Annotated in this window: 25 protein-coding genes and 1 rRNA gene; 17 read left to right on the top strand and 9 right to left on the bottom strand. The window is 70.5% G+C overall.

Annotation, left to right across the window (positions count from 1 at the left end; genetic code table 11):
- Positions 1 to 123 precede the first annotated feature (123 nt).
- The gene (locus SROS_RS19360; protein WP_043652367.1) at positions 124 to 555 is read left to right on the top strand and encodes a Tn3 family transposase; all 432 of its coding nucleotides are present in this window, start codon (positions 124 to 126) and stop codon (positions 553 to 555) included.
- Between the two features lie 536 nt (positions 556 to 1,091).
- Here the strand turns inward: SROS_RS19360 and SROS_RS19355 are convergent.
- A complete protein-coding gene (locus tag SROS_RS19355) occupies positions 1,092 to 2,201 on the bottom strand; it encodes a serine hydrolase domain-containing protein (RefSeq protein WP_012890637.1) in 1,110 nt (369 codons plus the stop codon).
- 103 nt (positions 2,202 to 2,304) lie between these two features.
- Here SROS_RS19355 and SROS_RS19350 point away from each other — a divergent pair, with 103 nt between their 5' ends.
- Complete coding sequence (locus tag SROS_RS19350) at positions 2,305 to 2,964, top strand: TetR/AcrR family transcriptional regulator (RefSeq protein WP_043656107.1); 660 nt, start codon at positions 2,305 to 2,307, stop codon at positions 2,962 to 2,964.
- Between the two features lie 317 nt (positions 2,965 to 3,281).
- On the opposite strand, the gene SROS_RS19345 is transcribed toward SROS_RS19350, so the two are convergent.
- Together SROS_RS19345 and SROS_RS19340 are read right to left on the bottom strand one after the other, a co-directional pair.
- Positions 3,282 to 4,442, bottom strand: coding sequence for an amidohydrolase family protein (locus SROS_RS19345; protein WP_012890635.1), 1,161 nt, complete (start codon positions 4,440 to 4,442; stop codon positions 3,282 to 3,284).
- A gap of 100 nt (positions 4,443 to 4,542) precedes the next feature.
- Positions 4,543 to 6,690 (bottom strand): anthranilate synthase component I, encoded by a 2,148-nt coding sequence (locus tag SROS_RS19340; protein WP_012890634.1) that lies wholly within the window; start codon positions 6,688 to 6,690, stop codon positions 4,543 to 4,545.
- Positions 6,691 to 6,968: 278 nt separating this feature from the next.
- Here SROS_RS19340 and SROS_RS19335 point away from each other — a divergent pair, with 278 nt between their 5' ends.
- Positions 6,969 to 8,558 carry a CocE/NonD family hydrolase gene (locus tag SROS_RS19335; protein WP_012890633.1) on the top strand — a complete coding sequence of 530 codons (1,590 nt, stop codon included), beginning with the start codon at positions 6,969 to 6,971 and terminating at the stop codon, positions 8,556 to 8,558.
- A 139-nt stretch (positions 8,559 to 8,697) separates the two neighbouring features.
- Positions 8,698 to 9,651 (top strand): helix-turn-helix transcriptional regulator, encoded by a 954-nt coding sequence (locus tag SROS_RS19330; RefSeq protein WP_012890632.1) that lies wholly within the window; start codon positions 8,698 to 8,700, stop codon positions 9,649 to 9,651.
- Between the two features lie 207 nt (positions 9,652 to 9,858).
- Here the strand turns inward: SROS_RS19330 and SROS_RS19325 are convergent, their stop codons facing one another.
- On the bottom strand, positions 9,859 to 10,773 hold the full coding sequence (locus SROS_RS19325; protein ID WP_012890631.1) for an SDR family oxidoreductase: 915 nt from the start codon (positions 10,771 to 10,773) through the stop codon (positions 9,859 to 9,861).
- Positions 10,774 to 11,219: 446 nt separating this feature from the next.
- On the opposite strand from SROS_RS19325, the gene SROS_RS19320 reads away from it, so the two are divergent.
- Positions 11,220 to 12,479 carry an arginine deiminase gene (locus SROS_RS19320; RefSeq protein WP_012890630.1) on the top strand — a complete coding sequence of 420 codons (1,260 nt, stop codon included), beginning with the start codon at positions 11,220 to 11,222 and terminating at the stop codon, positions 12,477 to 12,479.
- A 67-nt stretch (positions 12,480 to 12,546) separates the two neighbouring features.
- On the opposite strand, the gene SROS_RS19315 is transcribed toward SROS_RS19320, so the two are convergent.
- Both SROS_RS19315 and SROS_RS19310 read right to left on the bottom strand, forming a co-directional pair.
- Positions 12,547 to 13,920, bottom strand: coding sequence for a GntP family permease (locus SROS_RS19315; RefSeq protein ID WP_012890629.1), 1,374 nt, complete (start codon positions 13,918 to 13,920; stop codon positions 12,547 to 12,549).
- A gap of 1 nt (position 13,921) precedes the next feature.
- Positions 13,922 to 14,635, bottom strand: a complete 714-nt coding sequence (locus SROS_RS19310; protein WP_012890628.1) for a gluconokinase — start codon at positions 14,633 to 14,635, stop codon at positions 13,922 to 13,924.
- Between the two features lie 136 nt (positions 14,636 to 14,771).
- Between SROS_RS19310 and SROS_RS19305 the strand changes: the two genes are divergently transcribed.
- The 5 genes from SROS_RS19305 (at position 14,772) to mctP (ending at position 18,823) form a co-directional block, all read left to right on the top strand.
- Entirely contained in the window at positions 14,772 to 15,485 is a 714-nt protein-coding gene (locus SROS_RS19305) for a FadR/GntR family transcriptional regulator (RefSeq protein WP_012890627.1), read from the top strand.
- A 183-nt stretch (positions 15,486 to 15,668) separates the two neighbouring features.
- A complete protein-coding gene (locus tag SROS_RS19300; RefSeq protein WP_012890626.1) occupies positions 15,669 to 16,223 on the top strand; it encodes a VOC family protein in 555 nt (184 codons plus the stop codon).
- Complete coding sequence (locus SROS_RS19295) at positions 16,223 to 16,864, top strand: carboxymuconolactone decarboxylase family protein (RefSeq protein ID WP_012890625.1); 642 nt, start codon at positions 16,223 to 16,225, stop codon at positions 16,862 to 16,864. Before SROS_RS19300 ends, SROS_RS19295 begins: the two co-directional genes overlap by 1 nt.
- 131 nt (positions 16,865 to 16,995) lie before the next feature.
- Positions 16,996 to 17,229, top strand: a complete 234-nt coding sequence (locus SROS_RS19290; RefSeq protein WP_012890624.1) for a DUF3311 domain-containing protein — start codon at positions 16,996 to 16,998, stop codon at positions 17,227 to 17,229.
- 4 nt (positions 17,230 to 17,233) lie between these two features.
- The gene (gene mctP / locus SROS_RS19285) at positions 17,234 to 18,823 is read left to right on the top strand and encodes a monocarboxylate uptake permease MctP (RefSeq protein WP_012890623.1); all 1,590 of its coding nucleotides are present in this window, start codon (positions 17,234 to 17,236) and stop codon (positions 18,821 to 18,823) included.
- 55 nt (positions 18,824 to 18,878) lie between these two features.
- Here the strand turns inward: mctP and SROS_RS19280 are convergent, their stop codons facing one another.
- Complete coding sequence (locus tag SROS_RS19280) at positions 18,879 to 19,229, bottom strand: DUF6285 domain-containing protein (RefSeq protein WP_012890622.1); 351 nt, start codon at positions 19,227 to 19,229, stop codon at positions 18,879 to 18,881.
- A gap of 52 nt (positions 19,230 to 19,281) precedes the next feature.
- Here SROS_RS19280 and SROS_RS19275 point away from each other — a divergent pair, with 52 nt between their 5' ends.
- From SROS_RS19275 to SROS_RS19265, 4 genes are read left to right on the top strand one after another with little or no spacing between them, the layout of a single operon-like run.
- Entirely contained in the window at positions 19,282 to 20,472 is a 1,191-nt protein-coding gene (locus SROS_RS19275) for an acyl-CoA dehydrogenase family protein (RefSeq protein ID WP_012890621.1), read from the top strand.
- Complete coding sequence (locus tag SROS_RS19270) at positions 20,469 to 21,467, top strand: phosphotransferase family protein (RefSeq protein ID WP_012890620.1); 999 nt, start codon at positions 20,469 to 20,471, stop codon at positions 21,465 to 21,467. The genes SROS_RS19275 and SROS_RS19270 overlap by 4 nt, the downstream gene beginning before the upstream one ends.
- A 60-nt stretch (positions 21,468 to 21,527) precedes the next feature.
- Positions 21,528 to 21,623 carry a putative leader peptide gene (locus SROS_RS54435; RefSeq protein ID WP_352037183.1) on the top strand — a complete coding sequence of 32 codons (96 nt, stop codon included), beginning with the start codon at positions 21,528 to 21,530 and terminating at the stop codon, positions 21,621 to 21,623.
- Positions 21,624 to 21,650: 27 nt separating this feature from the next.
- Positions 21,651 to 22,556, top strand: a complete 906-nt coding sequence (locus SROS_RS19265) for a TauD/TfdA dioxygenase family protein (RefSeq protein WP_012890619.1) — start codon at positions 21,651 to 21,653, stop codon at positions 22,554 to 22,556.
- Positions 22,557 to 22,716: 160 nt separating this feature from the next.
- Here the strand turns inward: SROS_RS19265 and SROS_RS19260 are convergent, their stop codons facing one another.
- Positions 22,717 to 22,917 (bottom strand): hypothetical protein, encoded by a 201-nt coding sequence (locus tag SROS_RS19260; protein WP_012890618.1) that lies wholly within the window; start codon positions 22,915 to 22,917, stop codon positions 22,717 to 22,719.
- Between the two features lie 180 nt (positions 22,918 to 23,097).
- Between SROS_RS19260 and SROS_RS19255 the strand changes: the two genes are divergently transcribed.
- Genes SROS_RS19255 through SROS_RS19245 form a run of 3 tightly spaced genes read left to right on the top strand, consistent with a single transcriptional unit; the run spans position 23,098 to position 24,706 of the window.
- Positions 23,098 to 23,529, top strand: a complete 432-nt coding sequence (locus tag SROS_RS19255) for a hypothetical protein (protein WP_012890617.1) — start codon at positions 23,098 to 23,100, stop codon at positions 23,527 to 23,529.
- Entirely contained in the window at positions 23,523 to 23,756 is a 234-nt protein-coding gene (locus SROS_RS19250) for a helix-turn-helix transcriptional regulator (protein ID WP_012890616.1), read from the top strand. Before SROS_RS19255 ends, SROS_RS19250 begins: the two co-directional genes overlap by 7 nt.
- The gene (locus SROS_RS19245) at positions 23,753 to 24,706 is read left to right on the top strand and encodes an NAD(P)-dependent alcohol dehydrogenase (protein ID WP_012890615.1); all 954 of its coding nucleotides are present in this window, start codon (positions 23,753 to 23,755) and stop codon (positions 24,704 to 24,706) included. The genes SROS_RS19250 and SROS_RS19245 overlap by 4 nt, the downstream gene beginning before the upstream one ends.
- Before the next feature lie 145 nt (positions 24,707 to 24,851).
- Here SROS_RS19245 and rrf read toward each other — a convergent pair.
- Positions 24,852 to 24,968: ribosomal RNA gene (gene rrf, locus SROS_RS19240) — 5S ribosomal RNA — on the bottom strand.
- Between the last annotated feature and the right edge of the window lie 115 nt (positions 24,969 to 25,083).

Below are 25,083 nucleotides of genomic sequence, written 5' to 3'. Positions count from 1 at the left end.
TGGAATCCCGCCCGGGCGGGGGATTCCGCGCGTTCCCAGGGGCACTCCTGCCCCTGGGGCCGCGGGCGGCAAGGCCGGAGAGGGGACGCGGCCTACAGGCCTCCGGGGAGGATCGCCAAGGCGATGGCGTACGCGCGCACGATCAAGACGGCCGTCCCGCATCAGCGGGTGATCCTCACGGTGCCGGCCGACCCTTCGATCGGGCAGCGTTTTCCCGTCCGGGGCAAGACGCTGGCCGGACGCACCATGGTGATCCACGGCGGCCAGGTGCCGTCCACCTACACCCACGTCTCCGATCAGTGGTCGACGTACGGCACAAAGATCATCGTGCCGGCGGCGAGAGCGGCGCACTTCGTCCTGGACGACTTCCTCGGCAACGCCACCGATCTGCCGATCACCGAGCACGCGACCGACACACACGGCGCCACCTTGATCAATTTCGTGTTGTTCGACTTGGTCGGCAAGGCGCTCACGCCGCGGATGCGCGACCTGACCCGGGTTCGGACAAGCAAGCCGACCGCACCGGCGATCACGACGGACCAGACACGATCGTGATCGATCGGGCCAGGCGCCAACAGGCTGCGCCCCAGCTCGACGACCGCCAGCAGCGGTGCCAGACCCGCGACGGCGCCGATCACCTGCAAGACGACAACGGCGGCGAAGCTCCATCGGTAAGGGCGCAGCAGCCCTGCCATGGACTGTCCCGCCGCGTCATCGGCGTCCGGTGAGGGCGGGGACTGCTCCCTCGTCGGCGCAGAGTCGGTCGTGGTCATCGCTCTCCTGTCTTCGTGGCGGGCCCCCGTCAGCCGACAGGCCATCCGGAGGAACTCGAGGATCTCTACCTGCACGGCCTTCGCTTGCGGAGCAAGGCAGGCATGCTGACGAAGGCTCGCCCTGACCGCCGTCTCCACGACCTGGAGCCCGCCGTGGAGCTCCCGATGCAGGTCGGGGCCGGCGAGGTCGCACGCCTTCGCCGGCATCACCGCCAGGAGCCTGCGGCGTCGCAGTGCCGAACGTGCTGCGGCCGTTCCTGCTGCCATCCCGTCTCGGCATGCTTGTCGTCTTGGTGAAAGCGACTTTCTCCGGCACGGTCAGCCGTACATCGCCATGCCGTACAGAGCCGCGAGCGCCTCGTCGATGGGATGGGGCTGCGGCCTGCCCGTGGAGTCGAGCCTGTTCCACCTCTGCATGTTCACCGCGACGGACATCTGCCGCTTGCCGTCGGCGCTGGTCATGGCCAGTGCTCCGGCACCCCAGACGGTGCCGCCATGCCCCCAGAAGGTGCCGCCGCCGGGCATCTCCATCGGGTACAGGCCCAGCCCGTAGTCGATGATCTTGCTCTCCTGGGAGATGACGCGGACGGTGCGCCGCATCTCCGCCAGCGACGACGGGCTGACGATCTCACCGGCGAACAGCAAGCCGAAGAACCGGTTGAGATCCGCGACGGTCGAGATCAGCGAACCCGCCAGCCCCGCAAAGGACATGTCGAAGACGCTGAAGTCGCGCGGCGGCTCGATCATGCCGAACCACGCCTCGTAGATCTGCGACTGCGGCCCGCTGAACCGCGATCCATCGGGAAGCTCGGTGTCCCGCAGCCCAGCGCGCTCGATGACGTTCTGGGTGATGTACGTCTCGGCCTTCGTACCGGTTACCTGCTCCAGAAGCTGGCCGAGCAGCAGGTAGTTGGTGTTGGAGTACAACCCCGGAGTGCCGCCTGGCGCGCTGAAAGCGGGTGCGGAGACGCCCTTCTCGATCAGCTCTACGGCGTGAAACCGGGTGAGCCGGTGGTCGTCCAGGCTCTGCGGCCTCGTGTCAGCCACGACCGGGAAGGCCTTGAGGGAGGGGTAGACGTACGGGAGGTATTCGGCAAGACCACTGGTGTGGTTGATCAACATCCGGACCGTGATCGCATCGCCGCGTTCTCCGGGAACCAGCTTCGGCAGGTAGCGGCCGATCGGCGCGTCGAGACCAATCTGACCACCTTCGACCAGCTGCATCACCGCGGCGACGGTGAATGACTTGGTGATGCTGCCGACGCGGTGCCGCATGTCGGCGGAGACAGGGCGGCCGGTGGCGACGTCGGCGACCCCGGCGGCACCGCGCCAGACCTCGTCGCCGTCACGCACCTCGGCGAACAGGCCGGGCATTCCGGCGCGGTGGACGTTCTCCAGGGCGGTGTTCAGCTCTTCGGGACTTCTCATGACATGCGTCCTTCCGTAGGTGCCGGGCTTATGTCCCTATTATGCACGCAGTGCGTGCAACACCAAGTGCATAGATATGCTGATCTCCGACGAGAGGGATGAGATGGCAGGTAGAAGGCGCTGGTCGACCGGAGAGATCCTGGATGCGGCGGCGGAGCTGCTGCGCACGGGCGACGCCGATTCGTTCAGCGTGCGCAAGCTCGCGGCAGTGCTCGGCACCGATTCCTCCAGCCTTTACCGGCACTTTCGCAGCAAGACCGAGCTGCTGCGCGCGGTCGCCGACCGGATCCTCCTGGCCGCCATGGACGGCTACCGGCCCGAGGGTGACTGGAAGCAGCGCATCATGACCCTGGCCCTGCGCGTGAGAGAGGCCTTCGGCCGGCATCCCCAGCTCGCTGCGGTCTGGGGACGCTACGCCTCAGGCGGCACCGGTTCCCGTCTGATCATGGAAGAGGTGCTGCAGGCGCTGCGCGCCTCGGGACTGCCCGACGAGGAGATCCCTGTGCGCTACCACCGGATCGCTGTCCTCATCGCCGCGTTGATCGCCTCCGAGGCCGGGGTCAGCACCATCACTCCCGAAGAGCACGAACAGGGCATGGAGCTGTTCCGCGTCGCGGTACTCGGCGCCGACCCCGAACGCTTCCCAGCTCTGGCCCACTTCGCCCGCGACGTCCGCCCTCTCGGGGTGGACCGCCGCGCCGCGTTCGAAGAAATCCTCGCCGTCCAACTCGCCCACATCGAGGCCGCAACCTGCCTGAGCTAGCCGACCTGGCCGCGCTGCTGCACACCGCGCCTGAACCACCACCTGAACCAGCCGCTGGTCTGGGCTCAGATGCTCTCGGGAGCGCTGTCGTGGAAGGGGCGCAAGCCCCCCGGCCACGTCGACGCGGGGAGAAGGCGTAGCGGCCCAGGAAGTTGATGTGGTCGTACTGGATCGGCGGCAGCCGCACGCACGTCTCATCGGTGACCGGGAACCCCTGCTCGCGCAGGTGCTCGACCAGGGCAGACAGCCGTCGTCACCGAAGTGTCGTCAAGATCGTCTCTCTGGCGCCAAAATCCGGTCGGATCCTCCCCGGGGGCCTACAGCCGGTAGACCCGGCGGGCGTTGCCGGAGCCGATCATGTGGGCCACCCGGGCGGCGTCCGGGACGCTCCACTCGCCGTCGGCCAGCCGTACGGCCAGCGCCCTGGCCAGGCTCCGCCGGTAGTACAGGGCGCCCAGGAGACAGGTCTCGGCCACGCCGTAACCGTCGGAGCTGAACAGCTGCTTGTGGAAGGGGACGAGCTCCAGCAGCTCCCCCATGACCGCGGCCGACCCCGCGGCGGTGTGGGTCAGCACGAGGCCGACGTCCACGTAGACGTGCGGGAAGACGTTGGCCAGATAGGCCGCCTGGCGGTGGAACGGGTAGCAGTGCAGCAGGATGACCGGCACGCCGATCGGCTGCAGCGCCCGGATGAAACCGGTCATCAGCGCCGGGTCGGCGCGGTGGAGGTCCAGGCCGGGGTCGCCGTAGCCGGTGTGGAACTGCAGCGGCAGGCCGCGTTCCCTGGCCACGTCGACCGCCGCCCAGAGCAGGTGGCGCAGGAGCACCGGATCGGTGAGCCGCGCGCCGGGGTGGGCCAGCCGCCGGGTGGCCGCCGCGATCACCGATCCCCGGCCCGGCCTCGCCGGGTCGAAGTCCAGGCCGTGACGGTAGGCGATGGCCGAGGTGAAGCCGACGGCGCGGTCGGCCCTGCCGGCGAGCGCCTCGCCGAGGGCGGTGATGTAGGAGACCCCGGAGGCGGCCGTCTCGGCGACGCCCTGCTCGATCTGCTCGATCCGGATGATCTCGTCGGCCGCCGCGCCGCCCAGCCGGCCCATCTCGGCCGCCGAGAGCAGGTCTGGGCCGTTGAGACCGGTGTCGACCAGGAAGGCCATGATCCCGGCGGCGCGCAGCAGCCGCCGGTTCACCTCGACCGGCCCGAGCTCGCTCCTGCGGGCCAGGTAGACGGCCGGCGGGACGTGCGGGTCCAGGTCGAGGACCGGCGCGCACCAGCGGCGGACCGCGGCGCCGGCGGGGGTGTCGAAGTGAGTGGTGCCGGGCGGCGCCGGGGTGCCCGCCTCGGTGATCAGCATCTCGAAGCGGGCCCGGGTCAGCCCGTCGCGGCGCACGCCGTGGCAGTGGTGGTCGACCAGCGGGGCCAGCAGGGCCTCCCGCACCGGATCGGGCAGGTCGACGGGCAGCCCGTCCTGCGGTCTCATGCCGGCTCCTCCCACGGCTACGGGCGGACCGGTCCGGCCGGTCCGCCCGCGGTCTACGGCAGGAGCACTCTACGACTACCGAGCGTGATCTCGTGTGCCTTTACCCAGAGGTACGGCAGAGCCGGAGAACGTTGGAGATGATCTTCGCCCCGGCCCCGCCCTCGGCCGTGAGGATCGACTCGGGGTGGAACTGCACGGCGAAGCGCCTCCTGGCCACGTCCTCGATCGCCATCACCGCGCCGTCGGGGGTGAGGGCGGTGGCGGTGAAGCCGACGACTCCGGGCTGCTTGGCGTGGAGGGAGTGATAGCGGGCCGCGGTGAACTCCTCCGGGAGCCCCTCCAGCAGCGCGCCGGGACCGGTCCGCCGCACCTGACCGCGCTTGCCGTGCTCAGGGTGGGACAGCAGCTCCAGCGTGCCGCCCGCCTGCTCGACCATGCCCTGCAGGCCCAGGCAGACGCCGAACACCGGCAGGTCGCGCTCGTAGAGCGCCCCGACCAGCTCCGGCAGGCCGAAGTCCGACGGCCAGCCGGGGCCGGGCGACAGCACCACGAGGGACGGCGCGATCTCGTCGATCATGCTCACGGGGAAGCCGTGCCGGAGGGTGACGACCTCCGCGCCCTGCTGGCGGAAGTAGTCGGCCAGGGTGTTGACGAAGGAGTCCTCGTGGTCCACCAGCAGCACCTTCATCCCCTCCCCCGGCTGCTCCCGGACCGGCTGCGGCACGTCCCGCTCCTGCGGGGTCCGGGCCGCGCCGACCGCGGCCAGGGCGCCGAGCAGCGCGCTGGCCTTGAGCTCGGTCTCACGCTCCTCGGCCTCCGGGTCGGAGTCGAACAGCAGCGTGGCACCGGCCCTGACGGTGGCGACGCCGCCGCGGATCTGCGCGGTGCGCAGGGTCAGGCCGGTGTTCATGGAGCCGTCGAAGCCGATGTAGCCGACCGCCCCGCCGTACCAGCGCCTGGTGGTGGCCTCGTGGTCCTCGATGAACTGCATCGCCCAGGACTTCGGGGCGCCGGTGACGGTGACGGCCCACATGTGGGTGAGGAAGGCGTCCAGCGCGTCGAACTCCGGCCGCAGGCGGCCCTCGATGTGGTCGACGGTGTGGATCAGCCGGGAGTACATCTCGATCTGCCGCCGCCCGATGACCTGCACGGTGCCCGGCACGCAGATGCGGGACTTGTCGTTGCGGTCCACGTCGGTGCACATGGTCAGCTCCGACTCCTCCTTCACGCTGGACAGGAGGGTGCGGATCGCCTCGGCGTCCTCGATCGGGTTGCCGCCGCGGGCGATGGTGCCGGAGATCGGGCAGGTCTCGACACGGTCGCCGCTGACCCGGACGTACATCTCCGGGGAGGCGCCGACCAGGTGCTCGCCCTCGCCGAGGTTGAACAGGAACTCGAACGGCGCCGGGTTGGCCTTGCGCAGCCCCCGGTAGAAGGCGGCGGGGTCGGTGCACGCGGCGTGGAAGACCTGGCCGGGGACGACCTCGAACAGGTCGCCGCGGACGAACTTCTCCTTGGCCGCGGCGACGACCTGCGCGTAGGTGCCCTTCTCCGGGTCGGCGGGCAGCTCGGCCGGGGCGGGGGGCAGCGGGATGCTCTCCCCCTCGCGGGCCAGGCCGCGGGTGGAGACCCCGTCCACGGTGAACTCGTAGAGGTATTCCTTGCTGGTCTCCCGCTTGCGGTCGATCACCATCACCCGGTCGGGCAGGTGCAGCACGAGGTCGCGCTGGTCGTCGGCCCGGGTGAGGACCTGCCGGATCGGCTCGAACTGGAAGGCCAGGTCGTATCCGAAGGAGCCGTACAGCCCCAGGTGCTCGTTCTCGCCCTTGAACGCGGCGATGACCTCGCGGATCGCGGTGAAGACCGTGGGGCGGCGGCTGCGCATCTCCTCGGGGAGGATGTCCTCGGACTCGGCGACGTAGACCTCGACGTGCTCGGCGGTCGGTTCCCCGGTGGGCTTGCCGGTGGCCAGCAGGCAGGACGCGACGGCCGGAAGCACGACCCTGCCCCGCGCGTTCAGGGCGCGGGCGGAGATCCTGCGGCCCCTGGCCACGATCTCCAGGCAGGGGTCGACGTAGGCCAGGTGCCATCGGCTGTAGCGGCCGGGATACTCCATCCCGGAGGAGAGCACGCCTCCGCGACGCTCGCCGAGCGTCGTCACGACGTCCTCAAGCACCGTCTCGGGCACATCGGACGCCGTGACCTCGACCTCGATGCCACCGGCGGTGGTATATCCGCTCGTCTCCACTGCAGTCTCGCCCCTTTGTGATCTCTCTGATGCCCAGAGGGGGCGGACATGGAAAAGGCCACCTCTCCGGGCGGCCGCCCTGTCTGCTCGCGAAATGCGAAACCTGCGCCGCCTAGAAGCGGCGCCACCACTGAAGGGTGTCGAGGTGTCGCATGCCGCCCAGAGTACCGGCGGAAACCGTGATCATGCAACGTGGCGGCGAAGGCGGCGAGTCGCATGACCGGGCTCACACCGGCCGCCTCTGGCTCATCCGGGGTGCGATCTGTTACGAGTGATGGATGCCCCCGTATCGCGTTCTCCTCCAACGTGACCTGCCGGTGCCGATGACCGACGGGGTCACCCTTCTGGCCGACCGCTACGTGCCGGTCGGCGCCGTGCGCCCGCCCACGGTCCTGGTCCGCTCGCCGTACGGCAGGCGCGGCGTGTTCGGGCTGGCCTTCGGCCGGGCGTTCGCCCGGCGGGGGTTCCAGGTCGTCCTGCAGAGCTGCCGGGGCGGGTTCGGCTCCGGCGGCCTGCTCGACCCGCTCGGCGACGAGCACGAGGACGGGCTGGCCACGCTGGCCTGGCTGCGCGGGCAGCCCTGGTACGGCGGGAGCCTGGCCATGCACGGCCCCTCCTACCTGGGCTACGCCCAGTGGGCGATCGCCCCGTTCGCCGGCCCCGACCTGAAGGCCATGGCCACCTCGGTGACCGCCTCCCAGTTCCGCGACGCCGCCTACGTGGGCGGGGCGTTCGCGCTGGAGTCCTCACTGATCTGGACCACGCTGACCGCCTCGATGGACACCCGGTTCGGCGGGGCCGGCGCGCTGCTGGCCCCCCGCAGGACCCGGCGCGCGGCACTGTCGGGACGCCCCCTCGGGGAGCTGGACGTGCTGTCGGCCGGCAGGGGGCTGCCGTTCTTCCAGGACCTGCTGGCCCACCACGCCGATCCGGCCGCCTACTGGGGCAGGCGCGACTTCTCGGCCTCGGTGGGCGAGGTGGAGGCGGCGGTCACCATGGTCGGCGGATGGTACGACGTGTTCCTGCCGTGGCAGGTCAAGGACTACACGACGATGCGGGCGGCGGGGCGGCGGCCGTACCTGACGATCGGCCCGTGGTACCACGCCGACATCCGGCACGGCCGGGTGGCCAACGCCGACGCGCTGGCCTGGTTCAGGGCGCACCTGCTGGGCGACCCCTCGGGGCTGCGGGAGCAGCCGGTCAGGCTGTACGTCACCGGTGCGGGCGAGTGGCGCGACTATCCCGACTGGCCGGTGCCCGGCATGCGGGAGCAGCGCTGGCACCTGCAGCCGGGGCTCGCGCTCTCGACCGGCAACCCGCGGGAGGGCGACCCCGACCGCTACCGCTACGACCCCGCGCACCCCACGCCCGTGCTGGGCGGGCCGGTCCTGCTGGGCAACTCCGAGCCGCGCGACAACCGGCGCCTGGAGGCCCGGCGCGACGTGCTCGTCTACACCGGCCCCGAGCTGCGCGAGGACACCGACATGATCGGTCCGGTCTCCGCCGACCTCTACCTCCGGTCGAGCACCGAGCACGCCGACGTGGTGGTGCGGGTCTGCGACGTGCACCCGGACGGCGCGTCCTACAACGTGTGCGAGGGCGTGCGCCGCCTGTCGCCCGGCGCTCCCCCGGCCGGCTCCGACGGGATCCGCCGCGTCCGGGTGGACCTGTGGCCGGTCGGCCACCGCTTCCGGCGCGGCCACCGGATCCGCCTGCACGTGGCCGGCGGCGCCTATCCCCGCATCGCCCGCAACCTCGGCACGGGAGAGCCGCTGGGCACCGGCCGCACGATGGTCGCGGCCGACCACGAGGTCTTCCACGACCCCGCTCACCCCTCCGCGGTCGTGCTGCCCCTCGTCCGCGGCTGACCCGTCCCGGACCGGCCCCGGCCGGCCCGTCCCCAGCCTGACCCGCCCCGGCCGCCCCCTCCTCCGGCCGGCCGTACCCCCGGCCGGTCCGTCCGCGGCCGGTCCGTCGACCGCTGAGCGGCCGGGTTAGGGTCGGTGGGTGCGTGCGGCCAGGTTGATGTCGTTGGTGCTGTTGCTCCAGGCCCGTGGAGGCATGACCGCCACGGAGCTCTCCCGAGAGCTGGAGGTCTCCGAACGGACCGTCCACCGGGACGTGCTGGCCCTGTCGGAGGCCGGGGTGCCGGTCTACGCCGACCGCGGCCGGGGCGGGGGATACCGGCTGCTGGACGGATACCGCACCCGCCTGACGGGGCTGGACCGCGCGGAGGCCGAGGCGCTTTTCCTGTCCGGCGTGCCGGAGGCGCTGCGGGAGATGGGGCTGAGCGGGGTGGCGGCCACGGCGCGGCTGAAGGCCTCGGCCGCGCTGTCGCCCGGCGTGCGCGACGCGCCCGCGACGGCCGCCCAGCGCTTCCACCTGGACGCCCCCGGCTGGTTCGCGAGCGAGAGGCCGCCTCCGGAGGCGCTGGCGCCGCTGGCCAGGGCCGTGTGGGGCGACCATCCGGTCACCGCGCTCTACCGGGGGGCCGAGCGGACGCTGGAGCCGTACGGGCTCGTGCTCAAGGCCGGTGTCTGGTATCTGGCGACCCGATCCGCGATCTACCGGGTGGACCGCTTCGCCGAGGTCGGGATCCACTCCGACCGGCGCTTCGAGCGGGACCGCGGCTTCGACCTGGCGGCGTTCTGGAGCGGTCGCGCCGCCGAGTTCGCCCGCTCCCTGCTCACCACGCGTGTCACCGTACGGCTCAGCCCCGCCGGCCACCGCCTGCTGCCGCACGTGGCCGACCCCGCGGCCCTCGGCGACGCGCTGGCGTCGGCCGGGGAGCCCGACGGCCAGGGCCGGATCACGCTGTCGCTGCCCGTGGAGTCGCTGGAGGTCGCCTACGCCCAGATCCTCCGGTTCGGCCCGGAGGCCGAGGTCCTCGACCCGCCCGAGCTCCGCGCCCGCCTGGCCGGAGCCGCCGCGCGGCTGCGGGCCCTGTACGGCCGGGCCTGAGGCCGCCGGTCGCGGAGCTCCGCCTGTACAGCCGGGCCTGAGGCCTCCGGCCGCGGAGCCACCCGTACGGCCGGGCCCGGGGCCCCCGGCCGCGGGCACGGATGTTCACATCCCGCCTACGGCCGGTCCCGGCGGACCCGGCCGCCGAGCACGCGGGCACCAGCCCCCCACTCGTAAGGCCGGGCCCGGCGGACCAGGCTCCGGCCGTCAGCGGTATCCGGTCGCGTCGGCGGGTCCGCCCCTGTCCTGGACCTCCACGATGTAGCGCCAGGCGTCCGGCCGGCTGCCGTCGACGTCGGTGAATCCGTAGACCTGGGCCAGCTGCCCGCTGGAGAGGGACTGCCCCGACCAGCGGCCCCGGTCCTCGTCGGCCGCCAGCGCGACGACCGCCCGGCCGGTGTAGACGGGCGACTCCGAGATCACGAAATGCGGCTCCCGTTCGGTGGCGTCGCGCCAGTTCTCCTCCGTGACGCCGAAGTGCTCCAGCATCACCTCCGAACGCAGCCAGCCGGGGGTCAGCGAGACCGCGGCGCACCCATGCGGGCGCAGCTCGTGGGCCTGGGCGAACGCCAGGCGGTTCACCGAGACCTTGGCCAGGTCGTAGAAGAAGGAGACCCGGTAGTTGTCGGCGTTGTACTCCGCGGTGCCGTCGGTCACCTCGACGACCAAGCCGCCGGGGTTCCTGATCAGCAGGGGCAGCGCGTGGTGGCTGGTGATGAGGTGGGTGTCGATCGCCAGCCGGAGCAGGCGCAGCCCGTCGTCCAGCGGATGCTCCCAGAGCGGGGTGTCCCACGCCGCCAGCGCCTCGCCGCCCCAGATGTCGTTGACGAGCAGGTCGAGCCTTCCCTGCTCGCGGTCGATCCGCTCCACCAGCCCTCGGACCTGCTCGGACTCCAGGTGGTCCACCTGGAGGGCGATGCCCTCCCCGCCGGCGCGCGTCACGAGCTCGGCCGTCTCCTCGATGGTCTCCGACCGGTTCATCTCCGAGCGCCGTTCCCGGGTGCTCCTCCCTGTGCAGTAGACGGTGGCTCCCGCGCCGCCCAGCGCGACCGCGATCGCCCGGCCCGTCCCTCTCGTCGCCCCGGCGACCAGGGCGACCTTTCCCTTCAGCGTGTTGTGCATGGGGACGATGCTGGCAAGAAAACAGGACATCTGATGTCATGTTTTTGTCGGCCTTCCCCAGGCGGTGCGCGGCGGGCGCGGCCCGGGAGATGCCACCCCGGGCCCTCGGCGCAGCGGCGCCCGCGTCGTCAGGGACCTGCCGCGGCCCCGAGCGACGGGCGGGCCGCCCCCGACCGCCTCCTCGGCCTCCTCGGCGCGGTAGGCGCCTCCCGGCCCCGCCCCTTCAGGGAGGACACGGCTTCAGAGAGGACGCAACGCGGAAAATAGCGTTAAAAGCATATTTATGGCGGGAAAGACGCCGATATGGTCTTCAGCCAGCAGGAAGGATCACCGGCGGTGCGTTGACGCGCATCCGCCAGGGCCCAGGGAGCAGCGGCCAATCGGTCATCGGTGTCACCCCTCCTCGGCGGGGCGGCGCATCACCGCACACGGACGGAGAGATCACCATGACCACTGCAGCCTTCGGCGTGCACTCCGAGGTCGGCCCCCTCCGCAAGGTCATCGTCCACCGGCCCGACATGAGCCTGAAACGGCTGACCCCCACCAACAACGACAAGCTGCTCTTCGACGACATCCTGTGGGTCGAGCACGCCCAGAAGGAGCACGACAGGTTCGTCACCCTGATGCGCGAGCGCGGCGTCGAGGTGTTCTACCACCAGGAACTGCTGGCACAGGCGCTGGAGGCGACCCCCCACGCCAAGCGGAACGCCGTCGAGCAGGCCGTCACCCATCTGACCGTCGGCCCCGCCCTGGTGGACGCCGTCCGTGAGGAGCTGTCCACCTGGAGCGGCAAGGACCTGGCCACCCACCTCATCGGCGGGCTGACCAAGGAGGAGTTCGACGTCCGCGGGTTCGACACCCGGTCCCTGGTCGCCGCCTCGGCGGACCCGCAGCAGTTCGTGCTCCCGCCGCTGCCCAACTCCCTCTACCAGCGCGACCCCGCCGCCTGGCTGTACGGCGGCGTCTCGCTCAACCCGATGTTCTGGCACGCGCGCCTGCTGGAGACCATGAACCAGAGCACGATCTACCACAACCACCCGATGTTCACCGGCGAGGACTTCTCCTACTGGTACCCGCCGAGCGGCGACGAGGCCGACTTCGACGAGGAGGACTTCGGCAAGGCCGCGCTGGAGGGCGGCGACATGATGCCCATCGGCAACGGGACCGTGGTCATCGGCATCAGCGAGCGGAGCACCCCGCAGATGATCGAGCACATCGCCCTGGCGACCTTCGCCGCCGGGGCGGCCGAGCGCGTCATCGCCGTCAACGTCCCCAAGCGCCGCTCCTACATGCACCTGGACACCGTGTTCACCTTCCTGGACGTCGACAAGGCCTCCGCCTACCTGCCCTTCCTGGAGACGGCCGTCACCCACTCGCTGCGTCCCGGCGACAGGGACCGGACTCTGGACGTCCGCCCCGAGAGGGGCTTCGTCGACGCCGTCGAGGACGCGCTGGCCATCTCCCGGCTCGACATCATCCCCACCGGCGGGGACGACAGCCAACAGGCCCGGGAGCAGTGGGACTCCGGCAACAACTTCTTCGCCCTCGAACCCGGCGTCGTCGTCGGCTACCACAAGAACCAGTTCACCAACCGCAAGCTGCGCCAGCACGGCGTCGACGTCATCGAGATCGAGGGCTTCGAACTGGGCAAGGGCCGGGGCGGCACCCACTGCATGACCTGCCCCATCCTGCGTGAGGGCATCTGAGACCGCTCCGGCGGGCGGGTCATGCGCCCCGGAGGACCGTCCGGGGCGCACAACCCGCGGGATCGGGCTAGATGACCAGGTCCAGCAGCAGGACCAGCACCAGGCCGGTCACCGAGATGACGGTCTCCATCACCGACCAGGTCTTGATGTTCTGGCCCACGGTGAGCCCGAAGTACTCCTTGACCAGCCAGAAGCCCGCGTCGTTGACGTGGGAGAAGAACAGCGAACCGGCGCCGATGGCCAGGACGAGCAGCGAGATCTCCCCGGTGCCGAGGTTGACGACCAGCGGGGCCAGGATCCCGGAGGCGGTGACGGTCGCGACGGTGGCCGATCCCGTGGCGAGCCGGATGAGCACCGCGACCAGCCATGCCAGCAGCAGCACCGAGAGGCCGCTGTTCTCCACCCAGCCGGCGATGAGGCCGCCGATCCCGGTGTCGATCAGGGTCTGCTTGAAACCGCCGCCGGCGGCCACGATCAGCAGGATGCCCGCGATCGGCGGCAGCGACTGCTCCAGGGACTTCGCGATCGCCTTCTTGTCCATGGCCGCACCGCCGCCGAGGGTGAACATCGCGACGATGACGGCGAGCAGCAGCGCCACCAGCGGCGTGCCGAGGAAGTCGAGCACGGTGCGGACGGCGTTGCCCTCCGCGGCGAAGATGTCGGCGAGGGCCTTGCCCATCATCAGCACGACCGGCAGCAGCACGGTGGCGAGGGTGACGGGGAACGACGGCCGCCGCGCGCCCTCCGCTCCGGGTTTGGCCTCGAAGAGCTCCGGCGGCGGGACGTCCACCCAGCGGGCGGCGTACTTGGAGAACAGCGGCCCGGCGACGGCCACCGTCGGAATGGCGACGAGCACGCCGAGGGCCAGCGTGATGCCCAGGTCCGCCTTGAGCGCGTCGATGGCGACCAGCGGTCCCGGGTGGGGAGGCACGAGCCCGTGCATCACCGACAGTCCCGCCAGCGCGGGGATGCCCACGCGCACCAGGGAGAGCCCGGAGCGGCGGGCGACCAGGAAGATGACCGGCATCAGCAGGACGAGGCCGATCTCGAAGAACATCGGCAGGCCGATCAGCGCTCCCACCGCGGCCATCGCCCAGGGCAGGGAGCGGGGACTGGACCGGCCGACGATCGTGTCGACGATCTCGTCGGCCCCGCCGGAGTCGGCGAGCAGCTTGCCGAACATCGCGCCGAGCGCGATGAGCGTGCCGACGCCGGCCGCCGTGCTGCCGAACCCGGTGGTGAAGCTGGTGATGGTGTCGGCCATCGGCAGTCCCGCGATGGCGCCGACGGCCAGCGATCCGAGGGTCAGGCTCAGGAAGGGGTGCACCTTGAAATAGGTGATCAGCAGGACGATCAGCGCGATGCCGACGAGCGCCGCGGGGATCAGGCGGGCGGGAGAGACCGCGGCGGGGGCGGCGAGTGCGATCAGGGCGGAGGTCACGTCACTCTCCTGGGTCCGCCGGGGTTCCGTGGCCCGGTCTCGGATCGGTGGTTCCGTGGCCCGGTCTCGGATCGGTGGTTCCGTGGCCCGGTCTCGGATCGGTGGTTCCGTGGCCCGGTCTCGGATCGGTGGTTCCGTGGCCCGGTCTCGGATCGGTGGGGGATGCCGGGCGGGAGCGCGCGGGGCGCGCCGGGGCCGCGGCGAGGTAGGCCTCCACGAGCTCGGCGACGGGCCTGTCGAAGTCGAGGACGATTCCGCGCTCGTCCGTCTGAAGAGGCTCCAGGGTTTCGAACTGCGAGGTGACCAGCGATGCCGGCATGAAGTGTCCCGGCCGGCCGGCCACCCGCCGCCGGACGACCTCGGCGTCCCCGTCGAGATGGACGAAGCTCACCGACGGCGCCGCGCGCCGCAGCAGGTCACGGTAGCCGCGCTTGAGCGCGGAGCAGCTCGCCACGCCACCGGTGGCGGCGTGCTCGGCGAGCCAGGCGCCGATCGCCCGCAGCCAGGGCAGCCGGTCGGCGTCGTCGAGCGGGATGCCGGCCGACATCTTGGCGATGCTGGCCTCGCTGTGGAAGTCGTCGGCGTCGGCGAACGGCACTCGCAGCCGCCGGCCGAGAGCGATGCCCACGGTGGTCTTGCCCGAACCGGTCACGCCCATGACGACCAGCAACGGAACGGCAGGGACGGAGTCAGGAGAGTCTTGAACGAAATCCATCGGCAGGCCTCTCGTGTCGAGCTTTGCGTTAGCGTGACACGATTAGTCATATGTAATCAAGAGTTAATGGGCAATAAATCATATCTTTAAGGCTTGATAAGCGTATTGATGAAGAGCCGTGCCAGGATTGGTCGCCGTGGGAGACAATGAACAGACCACTGGGGGGCTGCATCAGAGTGTCCTCGACAAGCTCGGCTCGCTGATCGCCTCAGGCGGCCTCGCCGCCGGCCAGGTGCTGACGATCGAGGAGCTGGAGCTCCGGTTCGGGGTCTCCCGTTCGGTGGTCCGTGAGACGATCCGCGTCCTCGAATCGATGGGACTGGTGAGCAGCCGCCGCCGCGTCGGCGTCACCGTGGCCACGCGCGCGGAATGGAACCTGTTCGACCCGCGGGTCATCCGGTGGCGGCTCGCCGGCGAGGGCCGCGGCGAGCAGCTCAGATCCCTCGGCGAGCTGCGCCACGGCGTCGAGCCGGTGGCCGCGGCCCTCGCCGCGCGGCACGCGACCCCCGAACAGTGCGGCGCGCTGACCGGCGCCGTCATGCAGATGGCCGTGCACGGCAGGTCCGGCGACCTGGAGGCCTACCTGGCCGCGGACATCCTGTTCCACCGCACGCTGCTGGAGGCCTCCGGCAACGAGATGCTGGGGGCGCTCACCGGAGTGGTCACCGAGGTCCTGACCGGCCGGACGCGTCATCACCTGATGCCGTCGCGTCCCGAGCCGGCGGCGATCCGATGGCACGCCGAGGTCGCGCAGGCGGTGCAGTCGGGAGACGCCGCGGCCGCCGAACGCGCCATGCGCAACATCGTCGACGAGGCGGCCCGGGCGGTGGAGGGCGACGTCCGCGGGTAGAGCGGGCGGTGCAGGGCGACGTTCGCGGGCAGAGCGGGCGGGCGGGTGATCTGCGCGCTCCGGACGGGCGATGACGCCGCCGGCGCACGGGGCGGGCCGCCGTACCGCACGATGTGGCCCGGTCATGTTTCGGGTGGCGCCAGGTGTGATAAGTAACTCATTACTTCGACGAGCGAGGAGACCATGGGCGACAACACCGAGTTCGAGCTGCGCGGGGTCAACCATCTCGCGCTGGTGTGCTCGGACATGAAGCGGACGGTCGACTTCTACTCCGGCGTCCTGGGCATGCCGCTGATCAAGACGATCGAGCTGCCGATGGGCTGGGGCCAGCACTTCTTCTTCGACTGCGGCGGCGGCAACGCACTGGCGTTCTTCTGGTTCCCCGACGCCCCCGACGCGGTGCCCGGCATCTCCGCGCCGAAGAACCTGCCCGACCGGGGAGAGCTGCTGTCGGCGGTCGGATCGATGAACCACATCGCCCTCGATGTCGCACCGGACAGGATCGAGGAGTACCGCGACAAGCTCATCGCCAAGGGCGTGGACGTCGGGGTGCTGCTCAACCACGACGACAGCGAGTTCGGCATCGCGCCCGCGATGCAGGAGGGGGTGTTCGTCCGGTCCATCTACTTCAAGGACCCCGACGGGATCCTGGTGGAGTTCGCCGCCTGGACCCGCGAGCTCGGCCTGCCGGAAGACGTCCGTCACGAGCCCAGGACCGCCGCCGACAGGACCGTGTGATGCCGCGGCTGCGCCAGGTCCCCCGCGACGAGGTCACCGACCCGCTGACCCTGTTCTTCTACGATCGGCTGTTCGGCCCGGACCGGGATCCGGTGGCCGACCCGGGCACCGCGACCGGCTCCCCCGGCGACTGGTGGACGGTCTTCGCCCTGGACCCGGTCATCCTCAAGCACTGCGTGAAGGGCTTCCAGCTCTACCGGGAGGCCGAGCTCGACCCCGTGCTGCGCGAGCTGGGCCAGTCACGGGCCGGATGGGCGCGGGGAAGCCAGTTCGTCTTCTCCCAGCACTGCAAGCAGATGCGGGCGCTCGGCATGCCGGACGAGAAGGTCAAGGCGGTCGCGCACTGGCAGGTCAGCCCGCTCTTCGACGAGCTGGAACGGGCCGTGCTGGCCTACACCGACGGCCTGGTGCTCGACGGCGGCCGGGTGCACGACGAGATCTTCGCGGTCCTCAGGGCCCACCTGTCCGACCGGCAGATCCTGGAGCTCACCTACATCACCTGCCTGTACGAAATGCACGCCACGATGTCAAGGGCGCTGCGCCTGGAATTCGACGATCGGCCCGAACCGGTCGTCGAAGTGGACTCTCCTGACAGGTACGGCGTTCGCGACATCGCAGACGACTTCCAGGTCGGAGGCTGACCTACCGTTCGTCGCGCCAACCACTCCGCTCGGCGCTCGGCGACCGCAATGAAACGCTCGCGTAATTACGCTGCCGGTCAGCCTAAGGAGACAGTCGTGGCCGACTGCCTCCGCTCCATCTGGAGGAGACCGTGTTGACCACTCCCGACACCCCCGACACCCCCGACAAGGATCGGAGCGATCGCAGCCCGTGGAACTGGCTGCTGATTTTGCCGATCATCCTACCTTTGCTGCCTTTCCTCTTCAACTTCGACGAGCCCCGGATCTTCGGTTTCCCGCGCTTCTACTGGCTCCAGTTCCTCTTCATCGGGGTCGGAGTCACGTGCACCACGATCGTCTACCAGATGACCAAGCGGAGGCGATGATCCCGTGAGCGAGCACCTGACCGAGATCATTGTCTTCTCCACACTGTTCCTGCTCGTCAGCGGCATGGGCTTCGTGGCCGCGCGCTGGCGCCGGCCGGACAACCTGGCCACCTTGGACGAGTGGGGGCTGGGCGGCCGGAGTTTCGGTCCCTGGATCACCTGGTTCCTCGTCGGCGGCGACCTCTACACCGCCTACACCTTCGTGGCCGTGCCCGCCCTGCTCTGGAGCGCGGGCGCGATGGGCTTCTTCGCCGTGCCGTACACGATCGTGGTCTATCCGATCGTGTTCCTGGTGCTGCTGCGACTCTGGTCGGTCTCGCACGTGCACGGGTTCGTGACCCCGGCCGACTTCGTCCGGGCCCGGTTCGGCTCCCCCACGTTGGCGCTGCTGATCGCGATCACCGGCATCGTCGCGACGATGCCCTACATCGCGCTCCAGCTCGTCGGCATCGAGGCCGTACTGAAGTCGATGGGGGTGACCGGCCACCTGCCGATCATCATCGCGTTCGCCATCCTGGCCGCCTACACCTACCAGTCGGGCCTGCGCGCCCCGGCGCTGATCGCCTTCGTCAAGGACACGCTGATCTACATCGTGATCCTGGTCGCGATCATCGTCATCCCGGCCAAGCTGGGAGGCTGGGGCACGATCTTCGACGACGCCCAGGCCAAGTTCGCCGCCACGCCCGCGCCGGGGGACGGCATCCTGCTCAACGCCGGCAACCAGCTCCAGTACGTCACGCTGGCCCTGGGATCGGCGCTCGCGCTGTTCCTCTACCCGCACAGCATCACCGGCGTGCTGGCCTCACGCAACCGCGATGTGATCAAGCGGAACATGTCCGCGCTCCCCGCCTACAGCCTGCTGCTCGGCCTGATCGCGTTGCTCGGCTACATGGCCATCTCGGCCGGGGTCAAGCCCATCGGCACGGACAACAACACGATCGTGCCCCAGCTGTTCGACAAGATGTTCCCCGACTGGTTCACCGGCGTCGCCTACGCCGCGATCGGCATCGGCGCGCTGGTCCCCGCGGCGATCATGTCGATCGCCGCGGCGAACCTGTTCACCCGCAACATCTACAAGGAGTATCTGAAGCCGGCCGCCAGCGAGGCCGACGAGGCCCGCGTCTCGAAGATCACCTCACTGCTCGTCAAGATCGGCGCGGTGCTGTGCATCCTGTTCCTGGACACCGGCTTCTCCATCGACCTCCAGCTCATCGGCGGCGTCATCATCCTGCAGACGCTCCCGTCGGTGGCGCTCGGCCTCTACACCCGCTGGTTCCACCGGATCGGCCTCATCGCCGGATGGGCGGGAGGCATGGCCGCCGGGACGCTCCTGCTCTACAACATCGGCAACCCGGCCACCGGCAAGCTGCACTTCGCCGGATCGGCGTTCCCCCTGGAGAAGCTGGGCCTGGACACCAAGATGACCATCTACGCGGGCGTCCTCGCCCTGGCCGTCAACCTGATCGTCGCCGCCGTCGCCACGCTCATCGCCCGCGGCGCCAAGGCGTCCGAGGGTGACGACGCCACCCGGCCCGACCACTACCTCGCCGACGAGGGCGACCCCCGCATCAAGGACCTCGACCTCACCCACTGACATCCGGTACGGCCCGCACCCCGCGTGGGCGGGTGCGGGCCGGAGCGCGTGCCCGTTACGCCTCCGGCGGGCGGGCATAGCCGGGGTTGGCAACGGCCAGCTTGTCCTGTACGGCCCGCGTCAGGGCGTCGACCAGGGCGGAGCCGTCCAGGCCCCCGCGGATCGCGGCGGCGAGCTCGGCATCGGAGGAGAAACCGAGCCCGCCGAGCCGGTCGGCGTGGGCGGCGGCCTGCTCGGGGCCGAGTTCGAGCTCCCGCTCGACCATGCCGAGCACGTTGACGGCCACCCGGGTATGGAAACGGACCCGGCCCTCGACGACGGGCAGCACGTCGCTCTGGAGGAAGTCTCGGACCGCGGCGACGAGCTGGGCGGCGGAGGGGACGTCGTGGGGCGTGTCCCGGAACATAAGGGCCTCCTTATCCGTTGACTCCGCAACGGATCTCGGATGAGATCCTTCCATGACTTTCGCGGTCCCCGACAGCGTCCGGCCGATCCGTGACGCCGTCCACGCGTTCATGACCGAGCGGGTCGAGCCGGCGGAGGTGGTGCTCCACGGAAACGGGCCCGAGGCCGCCGCGACACTGCGCGAGCTGCAGGAGCAGGCCAGGAAGGAGGGCCTGTGGGCCCTCGGGCACCCCGCCGAGCTGGGCGGCGGCGGACTGCCCTTCCTCGACTACGTGTACGTCAACGAGGTGCAGGGACGCAGCGACTTCGGGCAGCTCGCGCTCGGCACGTTCACCCTGCAGGACTCGCTGATGCTGCACGAATACGCGAGCGACGAGCAGCGCGAGCGTTTCCTCACCCCGCTGGTCCGAGCGGAGATCTGGCCGAGCTTCGCGATGACCGAGCCCGACGTCTCCAGCAGCGATCCGACCCAGCTCCGGACCTCGGCCGTGCTGGACGGCGGCGAATGGGTGATCAACGGCCACAAGTGGTTCACCACCGGGGCGGACCGGGCCGCCTACACGACGGTGATGTGCCGGACCGAGCCGGACGCACCGCCACACCTCGCCTTCTCGATGATCCTGGTGCCGACCGACACCCCCGGTTACACCATCGTGCGCGACACGCCGGTGCTGGGCATCGACGGCGGGCACTGCGAGGTCCGCTACGAGGACGTGCGGGTGCCCGCCTCGAACCTGCTCGGGCCGCGCGGCCAGGGCTTCGTCATCGCCCAGCGGCGGCTGGGACCGGGCCGGATCTTCCACTGCATGCGCTGGCTCGGCCAGGCACAGCGGGCCTTCGACCTGATGTGCCGCCGCCTGAACGAGCGCAGCGTCTCCGGCCGGCCGCTGGCCGGCAAGCAGCTCATGCGCCGGCACGTGTTCGACTCCTACACCGAGATCCAGTCGGCCCGGCTGCTCACCCTGAACGCGGCCCATGCGATCGACCAGGGCGGGCAGGCCCGGGTGGAGATCGGAGCCGTCAAGGTCGCCGCCGCGCGGATGCTGCACAACGTGATCGACCGGGCCATCCAGGTGTACGGCGCGGCGGGGCTGACGGCGGACACCCCTCTGGAGCGGATGTACCGGCGCGCCAGGGCCGGCCGCATCTACGACGGGCCCGACGAGGTGCACATCGACTCGGTCGGCCGCCGCATCCTGGGCGAGTACGCCACGGGCGGCAACTGGGAGTTCGGACTGCGATGATCGACGACCTCGTCTCCGGCGTCTTCGGCCCCGGTACGGCTGTCGCGTCCCGGATCCGGCTGCCGGGGGGCGCCTCACGGGAGACGTGGGCGCTGGACGTGGTGGATCCGGGCGGCGTGACCCACGAGCTGATCCTTCGGCTGGACTCCCCCGGCGCCGCGCTGGACGCCGGGATCGGGCTGGCCGGCGAGGCCGCGCTGATGCGGGCGGCCCGCGCGGCCGGCGTGCCGGTGCCCGGGGTCCTGGCCGCCGCCGGCTCGCACATCCTGATGGAGCGGGTGAGCGGCGAGACGATCCCCAGGAGGATCCTCCGCGATGACGCCTTCGCGGAGGTGCGCCCCGGGCTGGCCGCGCGGTGCGGGGAGATCCTGGCCGCGATCCACCGCATGCCGCTGTCGTCGCCGGCGCCGGCCGCGCCCCGGGACGACGCGGCACGGGCCATGCCCCCGCAGGCGGCGCCGCCCGTCGTACCCGACGATCCGCTCCGGTCGTGGCGGGATCTGCTCGATCTCACCGGGCAGCCGCACCCGGTGTTCGAGCTGGCCTTCCGGCGGCTGGCGGACTCCCGTCCGGCGGGCGGCCGGGTGACGGTCGTGCACGGCGACTTCCGCAACGGCAACCTCGTCGTCGGCCCCGACGGGATCCGCGCGGTGCTCGACTGGGAGCTGGCCCACGCCGGTGACCCGCTGGAGGACCTCGGATGGCTCTGCGTGAAGTCCTGGCGGTTCGGCTCGCCGCTGCCGGTGGGCGGCTTCGGGGAGTACGACCTGCTCGTCGAGGCCTACGAACGGGCGAGCGGCCATCCGGTGGATCGCGGGGCACTGCGCTGGTGGGAGACGTTCGGCGTGCTCAAGTGGGGGGTCATCTGCGTCATGCAGACCATGCGCCACCTCACCGGCGGTGCCCGCTCCGTCGAGCTGGCCGCGATCGGCCGCCGGGTCTGCGAGACCGAGTGGGACCTTCTGGAGGCCCTGGCCCGGGAGGCCCCTGGCTAAATCATGTATTCCCTACCTTGTTAGTTGACAATTATCGGCGAGGGGTCCTACGTTGATGGCGTGACCCCCCGGCTGTACCTCACGACACGCCACCACGTGGACCTCTGCCGCGTGGCCAGCGCACTGTGTCCTTCCGCCCGGCCTCGATCCCTCTGAAGATCTTCGTCTGGAAGGAAGAACGCAATGTCATCCCCTGTCATCAGCCCGGTAGCCGGGCGCATCGGTGCCGAGGTGAGTGGTGTCCGGCTCGGTGGCGACCTCCCCGCCGAGACCGTCCAGGAGATCCGCGCGGCGCTGCTCCGCCACAAAGTGATCTTCTTCCGTGGCCAGGAGCATCTCGACGAGCGGGGCCAGGTGGCCTTCGCCGGCCTGCTCGGAGACCTGACCACGGCCCACCCGACCGTGCCCGCGCTGAACGGCAACTCCTCCATCCTGGACCTGGACTACAGCAACGGCCACAAGGTCGACCGCTGGCACACCGACGTGACCTTCGTCGACCGTCCCCCGCTGGCCTCGGTGCTGCGCGCCGTGACCGTCCCACCGGCGGGCGGCGACACCCTGTGGGCCAACACGGTGACCGCCTACGAGAACCTGCCGCAGGAACTGACCCGCCTGGTCGAGGGCCTGCGTGCCGTACACACCAACCAGTTCGACTACGCCAGGATCGCCACCTCCGACGACCCCGAGCGGACCCGCAAGTACGCCGAGGTCTTCACCTCCACGGTGTTCGAGACCGAGCATCCCGTCGTCCGCGTCCACCCCGAGACGGGTGAGCGGTCGATCCTGCTGGGCGACTTCGCCAAGCGCGTCGTCGGCCTGCCCGCCGACATCTCGGCCACCCTGATCCGCCTCGTCCAGGAGCAGGTCACCCAGGTCGAGAACACCGTCCGCTGGCGCTGGTCCCCGGGCGACGTCGCGATCTGGGACAACCGGGCCACCCAGCACCGGGTGGTGCACGACTTCGGCGACCAGCCCCGCCGCCTGCACCGGGTCACGGTCACCGGTGACGTACCGGTCGGCGTGGACGGCCGGCCGAGCACGGTCCTGTCCGGCGACGCCTCGGCATACTCCTCACCGTTGGCCGCCTGACACTCCCCGCTCACCCTTGGCCGCCTGACACTCCCCGCCCTCCCCGGGAACCGCGATCCCGGGGAGGTCCGCTCCGCGCGTCACGGCCCGGCCCTCTCCAGGGGCCCTGGGGTCCTGGCCGAAAATCCAACGGATACAGCTCTGGCCCGCGGTGATGCGGTCAGGCACCTGCCTTGGACTCGGCGAAGTCGGCGCGGGCTTGGGCGACGGCTTCGGGGTACGCCTGGGCCTTCTCGTACTCGACGAGCGCCCGGTAGACGCCGAACAGGCCGGGATTCTGCCCTTTGCGCCTGCCGATGGGGATGATCAGGTCGGGGCGGATCTGTCCGACGGACTCGCCGCCTGCCCGGTGGCGGAGCACGGTGTGCAGCTGAGGGCGGGCCGGTGCGACCTGCGCCGTCCGGCCGACTGCAGACGTTTTGCAGCAACACCGCGCCGGGCGCCATGGCGTCGCCGACCGTGCATGTAAATAAACTTTGACATGGTGTCCAGGGCGCTTTACATTGGTTGATGTCAGCTTTGTTTTACATGAGGAGCGGGCATGGCCTTCGAGGAAAAGCGTGCCTGGGTGATGATCGTGGTCTCCGTCGGCGCGTACACGATCTACGTGGCGACCATCCTGGGCCTGGTCGGCGACGGCCCGCTCGCCGACGTCGCCTACGCGGGAGCCCTGCTGTGGACCATCGGTGGCGCCATCGTCGCCGCGATCGTGGCCCACATCGCAATGGCTATCGCGGGCGGCCACGGCGCCGACCGCACTGACGAGCGCGACCGTGAGATCAACCAGGTCAGTGAGCGCATCGGGCAGTCGATCGTCGTCATCGGCGCACTCGCCGCACTGGTCATGGCCATCGCCGAGCTGCGCCACTTCTGGATCGCCAACGCCGTCTACCTGGCGTTCGTGCTGTCCGCGGTGCTCAGCTCGTTTGCCAAGATCATGGCGTACCGCAAGGGCGGCTTCCAGACGTGGTGAAGCCGACGCGGGTCACCAACGCGATCCGGGCCCTGCGGTTCGCGCACGACGAGATGACCCAGGCCGAGCTGGCCGACCGGGTCGGCGTCACTCGCCAGACCATCATCGCGATCGAACAGGGTCGCTACTCCCCCTCTCTGGAGATGGCGTTCCGCATCGCCCGGGTGTTCCGGGTCGGACTCGACGACGTCTTCCAGTACCCCGACACCGAAGGAGACCCCTCATGAGGGCGATCGTCCAGGACGAGTACGGCCCGCCGCACGTGCTGAGCCTCGGCGAGGTCCCGATCCCGACGCCCGGTGCCGGCGATGTGCTGATCCGGGTGCACGCGGCCGGCGTCGACTACGGCGTGTGGCACGTCATGACCGGGCTGCCGCTCATCGGCCGCCTTGGCTTCGGTCTGCGCCGGCCCCGCAACCGCGTGCCGGGCATGGACGTGGCCGGCGTCGTGGAGTCCGTCGGTGCCAACGTGACTGCGTTTCGCCCCGGCGACGAGGTGTACGGCGCGGCGACCGGCGCGTACGCGCAGTTCGCGCTCGCCCGCCCGGGCAAGCTCGCCCGCAAGCCCGCCAAATTGAACTTCACCGAAGCGGCGGCCGTACCCGTGTCAGGGGTGACCGCGTTGCGGGCCGTCGGCCAGGTCACCGCCGACGAGAAGGTGCTGGTCATCGGCGCCGGCGGCGGAGTGGGCAGCTTCGCGACGCAACTTGCGGTCGCCGGCGGCGCCCATGTCACCGCCGTGTGCAGCACAGCCAAGGCCGACCTCGTCCGGTCACTGGGCGCCCAGGCCGTCATCGACTACACGTGCGAGCCGCTCACCGGGACGTACGATCTGATCATCGACATCGCGGGCATCCGGCCGCTGGCCCTGCTGCGCGGGCTGCTCACCGAGCGCGGCCGGCTCGTCATCGTCGGCGGCGAGGGCGGCGGTCGGTGGTTCGGCGGGCTCGGCCGGCCGCTGGCCGTCCGGCTGATCACCCTGTTCACGCGCCAGCGCCTGGGTGCGCTGATCGCGCTGACCCGTACCGCCGACCTGGACGCGCTGCGCGACCTCATCGAGGCCGGGGCCGTGCGACCGGCCGTCGGGCGCACGTACTCCCTGGCGGAGGCCTCCACCGCGGTGGGTGACCTGGCGGCAGGCAACGCGCCCGGAAAGCTCGTCATCACGGTTGAGTGACCCCGGGGGCGCCGGGATCAATCAGGGACTCGCCCTTGTTGAGCTGCCAGGTGATCTTCCGCCGACACAGCGGGTCGGAGCCGGCCGAAAAGGGTCCAGAAAAGCAGAAAAGGCCACCCCGAAGGATGGCCTTTTCCAAAAGATTGTCCGGCGGCGACCTACTCTCCCACACCGTCCCCGGTGCAGTACCATCGGCGCTGAAGAGCTTAACTTCCGGGTTCGGAATGTAACCGGGTGTTTCCCCTTCGCCATAACCGCCGTAACTCTATGAAACTGTCAAACACACACGGTGCTTGCTGTTTCAGAATTGCATAGTGGACGCGGGCAAGAACCTTGGTTTCGCGCTGCTCCGGACCCGGCGAAGGGACAGAGCGCTG

Source organism: Streptosporangium roseum DSM 43021, assembly GCF_000024865.1.
Classification (GTDB): Bacteria; Actinomycetota; Actinomycetes; order Streptosporangiales; family Streptosporangiaceae; genus Streptosporangium; species Streptosporangium roseum.
Note: the sequence above shows the minus strand (reverse complement) of the source record. Positions and strands in the feature narration are given on the sequence as shown.